Annotated in this window: 13 protein-coding genes, 1 tRNA gene and 1 pseudogene; 10 read left to right on the top strand and 5 right to left on the bottom strand. The window is 36.5% G+C overall.

Annotation, left to right across the window (positions count from 1 at the left end; genetic code table 11):
- Nucleotides 1–980 precede the first annotated feature (980 nt).
- Nucleotides 981–1,054 (top strand) — tRNA-Asn (locus U9K52_RS11020).
- 208 nt (nt 1,055–1,262) lie between these two features.
- Nucleotides 1,263–3,791: a DUF5686 family protein gene (locus U9K52_RS11015; RefSeq protein WP_322926500.1), complete on the top strand. Its 2,529-nt coding sequence runs from the start codon at nt 1,263–1,265 to the stop codon at nt 3,789–3,791.
- A gap of 41 nt (nt 3,792–3,832) precedes the next feature.
- Here the strand turns inward: U9K52_RS11015 and U9K52_RS11010 are convergent, their stop codons facing one another.
- The 3 genes and pseudogenes from U9K52_RS11010 to rplU all read right to left on the bottom strand — a co-directional run.
- Nucleotides 3,833–4,018 carry a bacteriocin-like protein gene (locus U9K52_RS11010; protein ID WP_263601826.1) on the bottom strand — a complete coding sequence of 62 codons (186 nt, stop codon included), beginning with the start codon at nt 4,016–4,018 and terminating at the stop codon, nt 3,833–3,835.
- A 123-nt stretch (nt 4,019–4,141) separates the two neighbouring features.
- Nucleotides 4,142–4,399: a 50S ribosomal protein L27 gene (gene rpmA / locus U9K52_RS11005; protein ID WP_100076262.1), complete on the bottom strand. Its 258-nt coding sequence runs from the start codon at nt 4,397–4,399 to the stop codon at nt 4,142–4,144.
- Between the two features lie 55 nt (nt 4,400–4,454).
- Nucleotides 4,455–4,817 (bottom strand): annotated as a pseudogene (gene rplU / locus U9K52_RS11000) (50S ribosomal protein L21); the annotation flags it as partial.
- A gap of 177 nt (nt 4,818–4,994) precedes the next feature.
- Here rplU and U9K52_RS10995 point away from each other — a divergent pair.
- Together U9K52_RS10995 and U9K52_RS10990 are read left to right on the top strand one after the other, a co-directional pair.
- Nucleotides 4,995–5,882, top strand: coding sequence for a metalloprotease (locus tag U9K52_RS10995; RefSeq protein ID WP_263601827.1), 888 nt, complete (start codon nt 4,995–4,997; stop codon nt 5,880–5,882).
- Nucleotides 5,883–5,991: 109 nt separating this feature from the next.
- Nucleotides 5,992–7,083 carry an acyltransferase family protein gene (locus U9K52_RS10990; protein ID WP_322926496.1) on the top strand — a complete coding sequence of 364 codons (1,092 nt, stop codon included), beginning with the start codon at nt 5,992–5,994 and terminating at the stop codon, nt 7,081–7,083.
- 17 nt (nt 7,084–7,100) lie between these two features.
- Here the strand turns inward: U9K52_RS10990 and U9K52_RS10985 are convergent, their stop codons facing one another.
- Entirely contained in the window at nt 7,101–7,334 is a 234-nt protein-coding gene (locus tag U9K52_RS10985) for a hypothetical protein (protein ID WP_263601829.1), read from the bottom strand.
- A gap of 157 nt (nt 7,335–7,491) precedes the next feature.
- On the opposite strand from U9K52_RS10985, the gene U9K52_RS10980 reads away from it, so the two are divergent.
- The 3 genes from U9K52_RS10980 to U9K52_RS10970 all read left to right on the top strand — a co-directional run bounded on the left by U9K52_RS10980 (nt 7,492) and on the right by U9K52_RS10970 (nt 10,166).
- Entirely contained in the window at nt 7,492–8,073 is a 582-nt protein-coding gene (locus tag U9K52_RS10980; protein ID WP_248389485.1) for a tRNA-(ms[2]io[6]A)-hydroxylase, read from the top strand.
- 15 nt (nt 8,074–8,088) lie between these two features.
- A complete protein-coding gene (locus U9K52_RS10975; protein WP_263601830.1) occupies nt 8,089–8,706 on the top strand; it encodes a DUF502 domain-containing protein in 618 nt (205 codons plus the stop codon).
- Between the two features lie 83 nt (nt 8,707–8,789).
- On the top strand, nt 8,790–10,166 hold the full coding sequence (locus U9K52_RS10970; RefSeq protein ID WP_263601831.1) for a tryptophanase: 1,377 nt from the start codon (nt 8,790–8,792) through the stop codon (nt 10,164–10,166).
- A 63-nt stretch (nt 10,167–10,229) separates the two neighbouring features.
- Here U9K52_RS10970 and U9K52_RS10965 read toward each other — a convergent pair whose 3' ends face one another.
- Nucleotides 10,230–11,450 (bottom strand): PQQ-dependent sugar dehydrogenase, encoded by a 1,221-nt coding sequence (locus tag U9K52_RS10965; RefSeq protein WP_322926493.1) that lies wholly within the window; start codon nt 11,448–11,450, stop codon nt 10,230–10,232.
- A 109-nt stretch (nt 11,451–11,559) separates the two neighbouring features.
- On the opposite strand from U9K52_RS10965, the gene U9K52_RS10960 reads away from it, so the two are divergent.
- The 3 genes from U9K52_RS10960 to uvrB all read left to right on the top strand — a co-directional run bounded on the left by U9K52_RS10960 (nt 11,560) and on the right by uvrB (nt 15,452).
- Nucleotides 11,560–11,934, top strand: coding sequence for a BlaI/MecI/CopY family transcriptional regulator (locus U9K52_RS10960; protein WP_248389480.1), 375 nt, complete (start codon nt 11,560–11,562; stop codon nt 11,932–11,934).
- Nucleotides 11,931–13,325 carry a M56 family metallopeptidase gene (locus U9K52_RS10955; RefSeq protein ID WP_322926491.1) on the top strand — a complete coding sequence of 465 codons (1,395 nt, stop codon included), beginning with the start codon at nt 11,931–11,933 and terminating at the stop codon, nt 13,323–13,325. The genes U9K52_RS10960 and U9K52_RS10955 overlap by 4 nt, the downstream gene beginning before the upstream one ends.
- Nucleotides 13,326–13,460: 135 nt before the next feature.
- Nucleotides 13,461–15,452, top strand: coding sequence for an excinuclease ABC subunit UvrB (gene uvrB / locus U9K52_RS10950; RefSeq protein WP_248389478.1), 1,992 nt, complete (start codon nt 13,461–13,463; stop codon nt 15,450–15,452).
- The last annotated feature ends 76 nt before the right edge of the window (nt 15,453–15,528 follow it).

The following is a 15,528-nucleotide window of genomic DNA, read 5'->3' as shown; positions in this document are numbered from 1 at the left end:
TAATTGATAATCAGTATTTTAACATATAAAATAATCCAAGCTTGTGTTACCTATATATTATAGCCAAACAAAATCCCCTCTAAAACGGAGGGGATTATTTCTTTCTAAAACCTCGTAAAAGGTCTATGCCTATTGTTTGATTTATAAAGAATTTCTTTCAGTAACAACAGCTTTGTAATTTGGATAGATTTTGGTAAACTTTACTAACTCCTCAAAATATCTGTCATATCTCCTGTTCAATGGAGTCAACTTTATAAATAATGAAGAAAACAGTATTAATATTATTTGTATTGGGATTCGTAGTTTCAATTTTTGTAGGAATAGATTTTTGGATAACTAAAACTAACTCTTTTAGCTATCAATTTAAGATAATTCCCAATTTCTCGCTTTTAGATATTGCTTTTTTAAATTCTACTGAAAAATATATAAATCTCATTTTATTAGTAACGTCGTTTATTTATTTTTTGCATTGTCAGTAATATCGTATAAGAAAAATTCTTCTACGTATCTTTTACTTGGGTTAATTCTATTCCAACTTTTGTATGATTTTCTTTGTATTTATAATGTTTACATCGGAAAATATCACGGAGAGCATTTTAGAATTGACATTTTAATATTTGTTTATGGTCTCATTATATGGCGTAAATTATCCTCACTCCACAAACAAACATAAAGAAAAAAATTAAAATGGTTCGATCCCCAAAATGAGTCGTGTTTTGATGGAACTATTTAATAATCAAAAGCAATCGGTTCGATAATCGCACAGTAGGGGGAGCTAAAAGACTTACAGAAATGTAAGTCTTTTTTTATTTAACTGTTCTGAAATAATATTTTCCGGTAAGATAAATTTAATCTCCTGAAAAATAATTATATAGCTTGCATCGCCCGCTGTTACAGGAAAATTCTCATTATTTTTAAACCAAAAATTTGTTTGATATTAATATTCCTTTTATATTTGCACCACTAAAACAACAGGAAATTCCTCCTTAGCTCAGTTGGTTAGAGCATCTGACTGTTAATCAGAGGGTCGCTGGTTCGAGCCCAGCAGGAGGAGCAAAAAGACTTACAGCAATGTAGGTCTTTTTTTATTTTATTAACCACCAATCACTTTAACAAAATAATAACAGCACAGCAACTTATCAATCATGTTATTTCCTTACATTTGCAGTTTTGTATTTATTTACTTGAAAAATTAAATATTATTGAACCATTACAATAAATCTGCATACTTTTTGTTTATGCAATAGCTTGAAGAACAACAAATGTTAATTAACAGACCGCGATATTATCCCTTTTTAATTTTTATCCTCCTTTCCCATTTTGTATATGCCCAAAATGCTGCCAGCGGAAAAATTACAGACGCCAAAACCAATAAAGAAATCAGCGGTGTCGATATCTTTATTAATGAAAGCAATAAGGCTGCATTAACAACAACTTCGGGAAACTTTGCCGTTCAGTCGGACAGCATTATTTACAAGCTGAAGTTTTTAAGAAAAAATTACGCTCTAGAAAGCGTAGATGTTACTCCTGAGAATGCCAACAATATTTTTGTAAAACTTTCGCAGGAAAAAGTAAGCAACATCGAAGAAGTAGTGATCCACAACGAAAAACCGAAATATAAAAATAAAAAGGAAAACCCGGCGTATGCCATCATGCAGAAAGTCTGGGCCAGAAAAAGAAATAACGGATTGGATAAATTCGATACGTACACCTATAAAGAGTACGAAAAAATCCAGTTTGACGCAAACAACCTTGACAGCGCCTTTATGAAGAGAAAAATTTTCAATAAACTTGAATTTATTTTCGATTATAAAGATTCTACCGCCAGTGGTAAAATAGGACTTCCTGTATTTCTTAATGAAGCGGTGTATGAAAATTACGGCGAAAACAGACCTTCAAAAAAAACAAAAAGACTGTTGGTCGCACAAAAAACATCCGGGTTTCAGGACAACCAGATCGTAACGCTTACCGCCAAAAACCTTTACCGGGATATTAATATCTATGATAATACTTTAAATTATTTCGATATCGGTTTTCCAAGTCCTGTGGGAGAAACAGGTTTCAGCACGTATGATTATAATTTAATTGACACCGTTTCCGTTCGGGGAGAAAATGCTTTTAAGATCAGGTATCAGCCGAAAAGAACGGAAGTTCTGGCTTTTCAGGGTTATCTGTATATTGATACAGACAGTTATGCCGTGCTGGGAGCCACTTTAAAATCCACCCAGAAAATCAATGTTAATTTCATCAACGGGATTTCTACCGAACTGGAGTATGATAATCCCGACGAAAATACTTTTTTACCGAGAAAATTTGTTACCGAAATTGAAATGACGCCGTTTTCCAAAAAGAAAACCGCAAAAAGTATTGTTGCCAAACGGTCGGTCGATTATTCCGAATATGAATTTAACAAACCTTTGGAAGATCAGGTTTTCAAACGAAAAGAAGAAGAATATTCTGATAGCTTCACAGACAAAGATGATGCCTACTGGCTTAAAGCAAGGCCCGATTCTTTATCTAAAACCGAACAGGGAATCTACGACATGTTGGATAAACTTCAGCAGACTCCGAAATTCAACAGAATAGTAAAACTGTATGAAACGTTGGGTTCCGGTTATTATAATGTGAAAAAATTAGGCATTGATATCGGTCCTATTTTCTCTGTTTACGGTAAAAATGAGGTAGAAGGAGACAGAATACGTTTGGGCGCAAGAACTTATTTCACGAGAAATGATCCGTGGAGGGTTCAGTTTTATACGGCTTACGGTTTCAAAGACCAGCAGGTAAAATACGGAGCCGAAGCAAGATTCATGTTCAACAGGGTAAACAGGTTTACCGTAGGAGCCGGAACCCGGAGAGATATACTTCAGCTGGGAGTACAGCTTACCAATGATGACGGGATTATGGCCAGGACTTTTGCCTCTTCAACCATTTTTGCAAGAGGAGAAAATGCATCTTTAAGCTCGCTTAATCAGACAAACGTCTTTACCTCAATCGAACCTTGGAAGAACTTCCAGATCAGGCTCGACGGAACGATGCAGAGCATTAAATCTGCCAATCCCGATGGTTTCAGCCTGATGTACTATAAAGATGGTGCTTTAAGGAAAACCACAAACGATTCGCACTTTACGCTTAGCCTGATCGCAAGACCGGGAGCGAAATTTTCCCAGACCGGGATTGATCGTTATGAGCATGGAACTCTGGCTCCGACCATTGTCTTAAAATACACAAAAGGAGTGGAAGGATTATTCGGATCTGATTTTAATTATAATAAACTACAGTTCCTTTTCTACAAGCCGTTTTTAATTGGAAGCTGGGGAAAACTGCAGGTCAACTTTGAAGCCGGAAAGAACTTCGACACTGTTCCTTTGGCGCTGCAGAATGTGATTCCCGGAAATCAGTCGTACAGTCTTGCACAGAATACTTTTGCACAGCTGAATTATTATGAATTTGTAGCAGACACTTACACAACACTTCATCTGGAACATCATTTTAACGGTAAGATTCTTTCCTTTATTCCGTTAATTAAAAAACTGAAATTAAGAGAAATAGCCTTTATCAGAGGAGCATACGGTACATTGAGCGACGCTTCTAAAGCCATTAACGTGGAAGGCTTTAAATACTCTGCTCCTACTGATCATATTTATTACGAATATGGTTTCGGAATCGAGAATATAGGTTTTGGAAACCTGAGAATTTTCAGGGTAGACTTTAACTGGCGAGGAAATTATCTTGACCGACCTGATATTTCAACCTTTGGCATAAAAGCCGGATTCCAGGTAAACTTTTAGCAGGAAAAATAAATCTCCTTCGTGAAGGAGATTTTTGTTTCTTAGGACTCTACAGGATAATCTTTACATCCGTTGCAATGTGCTACAATATAAACAATATTACACGGAGGCCTTTCTCCTTCCGGAATACTGCAATAAATATTGCATGGTAAACATTCTTTTACAGGAGCGATACCTCCCGTAACTTCTTTAAGATCCTGTCTTGTGATTTTCTTTAAATTTTTCATATCAGTTAAATTTTGTTTGATTTGATGTTAAATATAAGAAATATATTCATTCGTGATTGTAATTTGATAAAATAAAAAACCTCAGCAAATTGCTGAGGTTTTAATTTTTATGAAACGCTTAAATTATGCGTTTGCTTCTACAGATACGAAAGATCTGTTGTTTGCTTTCTTTCTGAAAACTACTTTACCGTCTACCAGAGCGAACAAAGTGTGATCTTTACCAATTCCCACGTTTGCACCTGGGTGGTGTTGTGTACCTCTTTGTCTAACAATAATGTTTCCGGCAATAGCTTCCTGACCACCGAAAATCTTTACCCCTAATCTTTTAGAGTGAGATTCTCTACCGTTTTTGGAACTACCAACTCCTTTCTTATGTGCCATTTTATTTTAAGGTTTTTTGGTTTAACAATTATTCTGCACTTTCAGCAGCTTCAGCATCTGCCTTTTTTGTTGTTTTTTTAGCAGGTTTTTCTGCTTTCTTAGCTCCTTCAAATCCTGTAATACCAGTGATCTGAATTTGAGTTAATGATTGTCTGTGACCGTTTTTCACTTTGTAACCTTTTCTTCTTTTCTTTTTGAAAATGATTACTTTATCAGCTTTTACGTGGTCTAGGATCTCTGCTTCTACAGTGATTCCGCTTACAGCTGGGGCGCCTACAGTGATTGCTCCGTTTACAGTAAGAAGTACTTTATCGAAAGATACTTTACCTCCTTTGTCTCCTGATAAACGGTTTACAAACAACTTCTGGTCTTGCTCAACTTTGTATTGAAGCCCTGCTATTTCTACAATTGCAAACATTGTTTATAAAATTTTTAGTTATTTCGAGGTGCAAATATAAGAAATATTTTCTAATCTCCTCAAATTCAATCCAATCTTTTTTAATTAAATTTTAACTATGTTTTGAATAATTTATCACAATAAAGTGATATTATTTCCCGTTAAATAATATATCTTCGCTAAACCAAAATATTTTATATGAAAAGAAACTTTAATTTCCGCATCCTGGCGGGAGCAATTGCTGCACTTTCTTTGTCAGCATGTAACGACGACACACTGGAAACTCCGGTACAGCCAGAACAACAAACCGAAAGTCAAAGAATCGAACAACCCAATGCTTTAGAGAAAGTATGTTATTATGTAGACCAAAACTGGAGCTCTTCTGCCGTTTTACTGACATCTTTACAGAATTCTACAGATACTAACTTTATGAATTCGCAAATGACAAAAATTGCGAGTCTTTGGGGAAGAAGCAATCCTACGCTTCGTTTTGTAAACGATCCGTCGAATTATAATTCTACATATAATGCGATTTCGTATTCAACGGGTAAAATTTATTACGGATATGCCATTTATTATGATGCCAAATCCAAAGGCGGAGATATTGTTAACGCTATGATTTTAGCCCATGAATATGGACACCAGCTGCAATACATCTTCGGACTTCCTTCAGTAAACGAATCTACGGCAAGACCTAATGAACTGGAAGCAGACGGATTTGCAGGATATTATTTAAGAAGACCGAACGGTTATAACCAAACAAGTTTTACACAAATCGCAGCGGCCTATGAATTTGCACAAAGCATCGGAGATTACCAGACGAACAGTCCGGGTCATCACGGAACACCGCCACAAAGAAGATCTGCTGTACGTTTAGGTTTCCTTTTAGGACAATATGATCTTACCGCATCTGCATTTGATTATAATTTCTTCTATTATTATCAGGGCGTTTTAAACGGAACTTATAAAACTGCAAAAAATGCTCAATATCCTGAGCTTGATGCTTACATGAGCCAATATCTTGATGAATTGAAAAAAATTCAGACGGGAGAAATCTCTGCTGAAGATTTCAAAAATTTAAAGTAACATTCATTTTCGATATATCTTTCTTAGAGACAGGCCAATATTCCTGTCTCTTTTCTTTTTAAAAATATTTCATAAAGTTTATTTACTTTTGATGCATTATCTATATATAATGAAAAGAGATCTCTATATTGATTTTGCAAAAGGGCTGGCAACACTCTCTATCATATTTATTCATACGGCATTTTGGTCCGGACAATTTTATATCCCGGCAGAAGTGAGAGTATTTTCTCTGGTTTTTGATGTGGCTCTATTTTATGCTTTAAGTGGAATAACCTCGGGCTCCAATATCGAAAAAACATTTTACAGATTACTGAAACTACAGATCACATACATGATTTTTGTGACCTTTCTGTTTTTTATGGATTATTTCTTTAAAATTTTTGGCCTGAATTTTTTTTCTCTTGAATGGCTAAAGAACTTTTATTCCACCTTTGGATCGAAATATACAATTAATAGTATTTCAACATCGCCACAATGGGAAAATCTTGGAAATTGGTACCTGCATCAATATACCAATGCCGACACTTTCCCGGTAGTCATGGGAAGTTTCTGGTATCTGAAAGTATATTTTATTCTGACGGTTTTCGGAGTCTTGATTTTACGGTTTTTTCCTAAACATATCAATTGGTTTATCGCTCTATGTGTTGTTTTAACACTGCTGTTTAATATTTTTCCTGAAATATATCCGGACGGACAAGTAGGATACGTAGCATTTTATCTTGCAATTTTTCTGATCGGAAATAGAATGAAAGGCAAAAAAATACCTGATAAAATGATTCCGGCTTTGTATACTTTGGTAGCTGCAGCGTTAATATGGATGTTTTGGTATTATGGAAATGAGATCTTTTATAAGATCAACAGAAATAAATTTCCACCTAAAATTCCGTACATCATCTGGGCGATGTTTTCTCTGGTAACATTATTCGTATTTTATAACCGGTTAAAAATTTCGGCAGAAAGCTTTGTAACATACATTGGTAAAAATGCCATCTTTTTTTATTTCGCCCAGGGAATAAGTTCTTCGCTCGTTTATTTTTTGGTAGTTCCCTTAAAAGAAAAAATGCCTTGGTGGATTCTAATGATATTAATTTATATCATTAATGTTTTTCTGGCATTTGGGATTTCAGCTGTATTAAAGAAAGTAGACAGCATTGGATGGAATATCCTGGAAATATTGCGAAAAAAAACTGCTATTAAATAGCAGTTTTTTATTTTTTATTAGTCTCTTCTTCCGCTCCTCGCTATCAATGCTATAATGATAATGAGAACAATAGCCCCTCCAATAATATACACCGGATTGGCATACCATTCTGTGGTGGTTGTGGTATTGTTTTCTGTAGTAACTACCCCACCGGCAGTATCTTGTGCAAACGAAAAAATAGACATGAATACTGAAAATGCAAATGCAAGTAAGGCATTCATTTTACTTTTAATAGCTGTAATTGTTTCCATAATGTTTATATTTTTAATTGGTTTTAAAACAATAACAAAAAAAGTACCATCAAGTTTACATAATTCATAAAAAACATGAATTTAAATGAAAATTTTCAAACAAAATAAAACTTCTGTCATATCACAAAATATTTTAATTTTACACAAAATTTGAAACATGTTTAAGTTGAAACTTCCTACCGATCCCAGGTGGGCAAATATTGCAGAAGGAAACATTGAAGAAATTTTAACGGATCATGCCTGGTGTGAGCAAAAAGCGGCTACCAACGCTATCGGGCTGATCACAATGCTTCCTGAATATCCTGAAATCGTAACCGAACTTCTTGCCATCGCGCAGGAAGAGCTGGAACATTTCAGACAGGTTCATGAGATTATTAAAAAGAGAGGATATATATTCGGCCGTACCCGAAAAGATGATTATGTGAACGAATTGGTCAACTTCATCCAGAAAGGAGGCAACAGAGATGATCTTATTGTTGATAAGATGCTTTTTGCGGCCATGATCGAAGCAAGGAGCTGTGAACGATTCAAAGTGCTTACAGAGAACATCAAAGATGAAGAGCTTAAAACGTTCTACAGAGAATTAATGATCTCCGAAGCCAATCATTACACCACATTCATAGGATTTGCAAGACAATTGGGCGATGAGCAGAAAGTAAATGCAAGATGGGAAGAATGGCTGGAATATGAAGCAAAAATTATCCAGTCTTACGGAAAAGGAGAAACCATCCACGGATAAAACTATATTTTAAAATTGAAAAAGCTGACGTTTGAAAATATTGCCAATTTTTTCCTGAAAAACTTCTTTCAGGGACTTGTCATTATTGGTCCTATCGGACTGACGATGTTTGTCATCTGGTATGTAGTGACCTCCATTGACAATATTATTCCTTCGGTAGCCAAAGAGATTCCCGGGCTGGTTTTTATTTCAACCATCGTATTTACAGCAATTTTAGGATATTTAGGAAACAAATTTGTAGTCGGACGGTTCTTTTTTGATGCCATGGATCGTCTTCTTGAAAAAACTCCGGGCGTTAAGCACATTTATACCCCTACAAAAGATGTCATGTCTTCATTCGTAGGAGATAAGAAAAAATTCAACGATCCTGTCTGGGTAAAAACCAATGAAAATCCTGAAATCTGGAGAATAGGCTTTCTCACCCAGAAGGAAATGGCAGACGTGGAAAAACATAATTATGTAGCGGTTTACCTGCCGCATTCTTACGCCATTTCAGGATGGGTAATTGTTACGGAAGAAAAAAACATCAAACCGGTAGTGGGCATGACAGCGGCTTCTGCAATGAAATTTGCGGTGAGCGGTGGCGTTGCAGGATTCCACTCCGATGATAATATCTTTAAAGCTCCGGAGTAGTAAAGCTTTAAACACATTATCCTTTGATGAATTTGAAATTATTTCAAATAAAAATTCTTACAAACAATCTAATAAATACTATCATGAATTTACCGTACGCGGAACCTTTCCGCATTAAAATGATTGAGGAAATCCGTCAGTCAACAAGAGAAGAAAGAGAACAGTGGCTTAAAGAAGCAAACTATAATTTATTTAATCTAAAATCTTCACAGGTTTTTATCGACCTTCTTACCGATTCCGGAACGGGAGCAATGTCTGACAGACAGTGGGGCGCTTTAATGATGGGGGATGAAAGCTATGCCGGATCACGTTCTTTTGAGCAGCTTCACCAGACTGTACAGAATATCACAGGCTTTAAATATCTTTTACCAACTCACCAGGGAAGAGCTGCAGAAAATGTTCTGTTTTCCGTTTTGGTAAAAGAAGGAGATGTAATACCCGGAAACTCTCATTTTGACACCACAAAAGGGCATATTGAATTCAGAAAAGCTCACGCTATCGACTGTACGATCGATGAAGCTTTTGACATTAATGATCTTCATCCATTCAAAGGAAATATCAATATTGAAAAACTTGAAGAAGTTTATAAAAAGTATCCAAAAGAAAATATCCCTTTCTGCCTGATTACCATTACCTGCAATTCATCCGGAGGACAGCCTGTATCCCTGGAAAACATGAAAGCGGTAAAAGAGCTTTCTGATAAATATGGAGTACCTGTATTTTTCGATTCAGCGAGATTTGCTGAGAATGCCTATTTCATCAAAAAAAGAGAAGCCGGACAGGAAAACAGAAGCATCAAAGAAATCTGTAAAGAAATTTTCTCTTACGGTGACGGGATGACGATGAGTTCTAAAAAAGACGGATTGGTAAATATCGGAGGTTTTATCGCTTTAAATGATGAAGAAGTTTTCAGAAAAGCTTCTAATTTTACCATTATTTATGAAGGTTTCATTACCTACGGTGGAATGGCCGGAAGAGACATGGCTGCTTTAGCTGTTGGTCTTGATGAAGCGACAGAATTCGCTTATTTAGAAAGCCGAATTTCCCAGGTGGAATATCTTGGAAATAAATTAATCGAATACGGAATTCCGGTTCAGAAACCTATCGGCGGACACGCTGTTTTCATTGATTCTTTGAATTTCCTTCCAAAAGTTGACCGCTCGGAATATCCTGCACAAACATTGGGACTTGAAATCTATAAAGAAGCCGGAATCAGAACCGTAGAAATCGGGACATTATTGGCCGACAGAGATCCTGAAACAAGAGAAAACCGTTATCCGAAGCTGGAACTTGTACGTCTGGCCATCCCAAGAAGAACGTATACGAACAACCATATGGATTATATTGCCGCTGCTATCAAAAACGTTTATGAAAGACGTGATGAGATTGCAAAAGGCTATAAGATAACCTGGGAACCGGATCTGTTAAGACATTTTACGGTTCAGCTTGAGGAAGCTTAAAATCGGTTCGGGCTCAAAACTTCGTTTTGAGCCCGAACCTTTATATAAAAGACTACAATAAGATTATTTTTTTGAAATTCTGTATAGTTTTCCGCTGTCGGTTACCGCATACAAATTGCCGTCACTTCCGTTCAGCACATCACGAAAACGTTCTTTCTCGTCCGACAAAAGCCTTTCTTCCCCCACTACTTTATTATCCTTCATCACAATTCTGTTGATATGTTCTCCGCTGAGACATCCGATCATCAGGTTTCCTTTCCATTCATCAATATTTCCGGTGTAAAAAGTAACACCACTTGGAGAGATTACCGGATCCCAGTAATATACAGGCTGCTCAGTTCCTGCTTTTTGAGTCGTTCCGTTATTTATTTTTTCACCGGAATATTCAATTCCGTAGGTTACATCACCCCATCCGTAATTTTTTCCGGCTTTAATTAAATTAATTTCGTCACCACCTCTCGGTCCCATTTCCACATCCCAGAGATTTCCGTTGGGATCAATGGCCATTCCCTGAGGATTTCTGATTCCATATGCATAAATTTCGGGTTTAAACCCTGCTTTACCGATAAATGGATTACCGGGAGCAGGCTTTCCTTCTTTTGTAATTTTTAGTATTTTACCTAAATAATTATCTGTTCGCTGTGCGTACACTCTTGTCTGCTTATCGGACCGTTCTCCTGTGCTCACAAATAAATTTCCATCTTTATCGAAAGCCAGTCTGCTTCCGTAATGCTTATCTCCATCATAGGTTGGAGTTGCTCTGAATATAACTTTCACTTCAGAAATAGTTTTAAAATCAGGAGACAATTTTCCTTTCCCTACCGCCGTATGATTTCCCTTTTCATAAGGTTCTGAAAAACTAAAGTAAATAATATTGTTGGTGGCGAAATCCGGATCTAAAGCGACATCAAGCATTCCGCCCTGACCTTTGGAATCAACTTTCGGGAATCCATCAATTTTTGAGATTTGCTTTCCGTCAGTGGAAACAATATTCATATATCCCCTTTTATCCGTAATCAGAAGTCTTCCGTCCGGAAGGTTAATAATTCCCCAGGGCTTCCCTAAATCTTTACTCAAGACTTCAACCTTGTAAGGTGTTGAAGTTTTTACTGCTTTAATTCTCGTCTGTCCGGTAAAGGCAGGTTTATATTCCGGAGAATTCGGTGCTTTTGTTTCAACACTTCCGTCGCTTCCCGCCTGCTGAGCATTAACTTTGCCTTCTTTACATGATGCCAGAATAAGAAACAAACTGACCGCTGAAATATAAAATTTATTGGTTTTCATATGATTAAGATGGATTATTTTGCTGAAGAATGGAAAAATAGTGCCACAAAAACTTGCCGGTTTAAATTTTTATTCTACATTTGTAGAAACAATTACAAATCTGTAGAATATGAAAGAAATAAAACTAACCGATTCTGAAAAAGATCTTATGGAAATACTCTGGGAAAAAGAAAAGGTTTTCATGAAAGATATTTTAGAATCTTATCCGGACCCTAAACCTGCCACAACAACAATCGCGACACTCCTGAAAAGAATGCAGAATAAAGATTTTGTGGGGTATACACTGTATGGAAATTCCCGCGAATATTATCCGAAAGTCGCAAAGGGAGAATATTTTAAGGAAGAAATGTCTTCCATGATTGACCGTTTTTTTAATAATTCCGTGACGCAGTTTGCCTCTTTTTTCACGTCTAATGCTAAACTTTCACAAGAAGAATTGAAAGAACTCAGAGAAATTATTGACAAGCAAATTGACGAAAAATGATGATTATTTTAAAAATAATTTTAGGGTCTTCTATGCTTCTGGCCGTATACTATGTGTTGTTACAGAAGGAAAAAATGTATAGGTTCAATAGGTTTTACCTAATGTTTTCTATTCTGTTTTCTTATGCCGTTCCATTTATTTCTATTCAATCGGAAAACTTAAAACCGAGTAATCGAATTCAAACGACCGTTGAGACAACACAACAGGTTTTAGACATTACTAAGGGACAGGAAAATTTTAACTTAATTAACTGGCTCTGGATTATTTACGGAACTGTTACCCTGATTTTTTTAATAAAGTTGATCCATTCATTTTTAGTAATTAAAAAGATGAAGGGCAAGAGGATAAAGTATCACAACCAAAATATCCTGATTACCAAAGAGTATACCTCTCCTTTTAGCTTTTGGAATACTATTTATTTAGGGGAAAATTATCTCATTGACAGTAAAATAGATCCACGGATTTTTCTGCATGAAAAAAGTCACCTCGAACAGAAGCACAGCGTCGATGTTATAATTATTGAAATCCTGAAAGCCTTTACCTGGTTCAATCCTTCGATATTTTTTTACCGAAAAGCCATTATTACCAATCATGAATTTCTGGCAGATGAATCTGTCTTAAAAAATGATTTCAACATAAAAGATTATCAGAATTTAATTCTGGACGAAATTATTTTAAATCAAAACTATAACCTTACCCATACATTCAATTTTAATAACACCAAAAAAAGATTTATTATGATGAACACTAAAAAGTCTAAAATGACCATCATCAAAAAAGTAATCAGCATTCCTGTATTACTTATCGCTTTCGGATTATTTGTACAGAAAACATATGCCGGAAACGTAGAAAGTGCAGCCAAAATATTCCCGGAAATACCAGGAAAAGATTCTGAAAACAAAGAAGAAAATTTTGCAGAAGAACACATAAAATCTTCAGCGAAAGATGGTTCAACAGTCGAAAAAACAAAAGATAATCCTGCCAATAACTTTCTTCCTTCAGGCAAAATGAGCCGGGAAAAAGAGAAAAGCACCGATAAATCTTCGGAAATACAACCGAAAATCGACAGCAATTTACAAACTACTACTACTGTTGCGGAATATCCCGGAGGCCAAAATGAGCTAAGAAATAAAGTAGCCAGCTTATTTGACGCATCTAAAATCACACATGGAAAAGAACAAAAAATGATGAAAACAGACATTACTTACACGGTTGATGGAAATGGACGTGTTACCAATATCAACGCTGCCGGCAATAACAAAACCTTTAATGATGAAGCAGTTTCTGCATTTAAGAAAGCCAATGAAAATGTGGTCTGGAAACCTGCAGAAAAAGATGGAAAAGCTGTTCCATACGGAATGAAAATGCCACTAACAATGTCTTTCGAGTAAATTAAAAAAAGCACTCCTTGGGGGTGCTTTTGTATTTTACAATATTTCTGTAATTAAAAACATTTTTCAGTGAGTGAATACTTTAAATGACAAATATATCTTTCGTATTTTTGTTAGATAAGATCACAATTATCTATGCAATTCAAACTTCAATCAGAATATAAACCTACCGGAGACCAGCCACAAGCTATTGAAAAACTTACCGAAGGTATTAAAATTGGTGAAAAATACCAGACCCTTTTAGGAGTTACCGGATCCGGGAAAACTTTTACGGTAGCGAACGTCGTTCAGAATGTTCAGAAACCAACGCTTGTCCTGGCCCATAATAAAACACTGGCGGCACAGCTTTTCATGGAATTTAAAGAATTTTTTCCTGAGAATGCCGTTGAATATTTCGTCAGCTACTACGACTATTATCAGCCGGAAGCCTACATAGCCACTACCGGAACTTATATTGAGAAAGATCTCAGCATCAATGAAGAAGTCGAAAAATTAAGACTTTCTGCTACGGCAAGTCTGCTTTCGGGAAGAAGAGATGTTTTAATTGTAGCTTCGGTGTCATGTATTTACGGTATCGGTAATCCTACGGAATTTCATAAATCTCTTATTTCGATTGCTATCGGAGAGAAAGTAACACGCACGGCACTTCTTCATTCTTTAGTTAACGCTTTATATTCCAGGACACTGAATGAGTTTCAAAGAGGAACATTTCGTGTAAAAGGAGATGTTATTGATGTTTTCCCGGCGTATGCCGATAATGCGGTGAGAATTCAGTTTTTCGGAGATGAGATTGAAAAAATTCAAAGCTTCGACCCTGTTTCCGGAAATGTAACTTCCAGTTTTGAACAGATTCAGATTTATCCTGCCAATCTTTTCGTAACCTCAAAAGAAACATTGAATGGCGCCATCCGGAATATTCAGGATGATCTTGTAAAACAGGTTGATTTTTTTAATTCAGTAGAAAAACCTCTCGAAGCCAAAAGATTGCAGGAACGTACCGAACTGGATCTTGAAATGATTAAGGAATTAGGCTATTGCTCGGGAATTGAAAATTATTCGAGATATCTTGACGGAAGATTACCGGGAACAAGGCCTTTCTGCCTTCTCGACTATTTTCCAAAAGATTATCTGATGGTAATTGATGAAAGCCACGTTACGGTTCCCCAGGTACATGCGATGTACGGCGGAGACCGAAGCAGGAAAGAATCTCTGGTGGAGTATGGTTTCAGGCTTCCTGCCGCAATGGACAACCGACCTTTAAAGTTTGAAGAGTTTGAAGCGATTCAGAACCAGGTTATTTATGTTTCCGCCACGCCTGCAGACTATGAACTTGAAAAAACCGGCGGAGCATATATTGAGCAGATTATTCGTCCGACCGGTCTTTTGGATCCCATTATTGAAATCAGACCTACAATTAATCAGATTGATGATTTAATGGAGGAAATCCAGAAAAGAGCTGATCTTGACGAAAGAGTTCTGGTAACGACCCTCACGAAGAAGATGGCCGAAGAATTAACTAAATATTTTACAAAATTCGGAATCAGAACAAGATACATCCACTCTGATGTTGAAACCCTTGAGCGTATTCAGATCATGCAGGACCTGAGAGTCGGTCTTTTTGACGTTCTTATTGGAGTTAATCTATTAAGAGAAGGGCTTGATTTACCGGAAGTTTCACTAGTTGCCATTCTAGACGCTGATAAAGAAGGAATGCTCAGAAGCCGCCGGTCTATGATCCAAACAGTAGGCCGTGCCGCAAGGAACCTTAATGGTAGAGCTATTATGTATGCCGATAAGATCACCAAATCCATGCAGGCCACCCTGGATGAAACCGAATATCGTAGAGCTAAGCAAATGGAATACAACCAACAACACGGAAAAGTGCCTGTTGCTTTAAATAAAAAGATTTCTGAAAGCTTAGTGGGAAGAACGAAAGATTTCCCCGATGAAAAGTATACCCAAAAAGAGATCCTTCAGAAAGTTGCAGAGGCCAAAGCAAGCTATACCAATGAAGATATTGAAAAGGTAATCGCCCAAAAACAGAAAGAAATGGAATCTGCGGCGAAAAACCTGGATTTCATTAAAGCCGCAAAATTAAGAGATGAAATTGCTGCTTTGAAAGGATAAAAGTTTCGGGGGGGGGGGGGGGGGGGGGGGGCCCCCCCCCCCAACAAAAAAAAAAAAAAAAAAAAAAAAAAAAGAA

Source organism: Chryseobacterium sp. MHB01, from assembly GCF_034651565.1.
Classification (GTDB): Bacteria; Bacteroidota; Bacteroidia; order Flavobacteriales; family Weeksellaceae; genus Chryseobacterium; species Chryseobacterium nepalense.
This window is presented reverse-complemented; position numbering and strand designations above follow the sequence as displayed.

Excerpts from the sequence above, each read along its gene's own strand:
- U9K52_RS10965 (WP_322926493.1), bottom strand. The coding sequence starts at position 11,450 with ATGAAAACCAATAAATTTTATATTTCAGCGGTCAGTTTGTTTCTTATT.
- U9K52_RS10985 (WP_263601829.1), bottom strand. The coding sequence starts at position 7,334 with ATGGAAACAATTACAGCTATTAAAAGTAAAATGAATGCCTTACTTGCA.
- U9K52_RS10990 (WP_322926496.1), top strand. The coding sequence starts at position 5,992 with ATGAAAAGAGATCTCTATATTGATTTTGCAAAAGGGCTGGCAACACTC.
- U9K52_RS10995 (WP_263601827.1), top strand. The coding sequence starts at position 4,995 with ATGAAAAGAAACTTTAATTTCCGCATCCTGGCGGGAGCAATTGCTGCA.
- U9K52_RS10960 (WP_248389480.1), top strand. The coding sequence starts at position 11,560 with ATGAAAGAAATAAAACTAACCGATTCTGAAAAAGATCTTATGGAAATA.
- U9K52_RS10970 (WP_263601831.1), top strand. The coding sequence starts at position 8,790 with ATGAATTTACCGTACGCGGAACCTTTCCGCATTAAAATGATTGAGGAA.
- rpmA (WP_100076262.1), bottom strand. The coding sequence starts at position 4,399 with ATGGCACATAAGAAAGGAGTTGGTAGTTCCAAAAACGGTAGAGAATCT.
- U9K52_RS11015 (WP_322926500.1), top strand. The coding sequence starts at position 1,263 with ATGTTAATTAACAGACCGCGATATTATCCCTTTTTAATTTTTATCCTC.
- U9K52_RS11010 (WP_263601826.1), bottom strand. The coding sequence starts at position 4,018 with ATGAAAAATTTAAAGAAAATCACAAGACAGGATCTTAAAGAAGTTACG.
- U9K52_RS10980 (WP_248389485.1), top strand. The coding sequence starts at position 7,492 with ATGTTTAAGTTGAAACTTCCTACCGATCCCAGGTGGGCAAATATTGCA.
- uvrB (WP_248389478.1), top strand. The coding sequence starts at position 13,461 with ATGCAATTCAAACTTCAATCAGAATATAAACCTACCGGAGACCAGCCA.
- U9K52_RS10955 (WP_322926491.1), top strand. The coding sequence starts at position 11,931 with ATGATGATTATTTTAAAAATAATTTTAGGGTCTTCTATGCTTCTGGCC.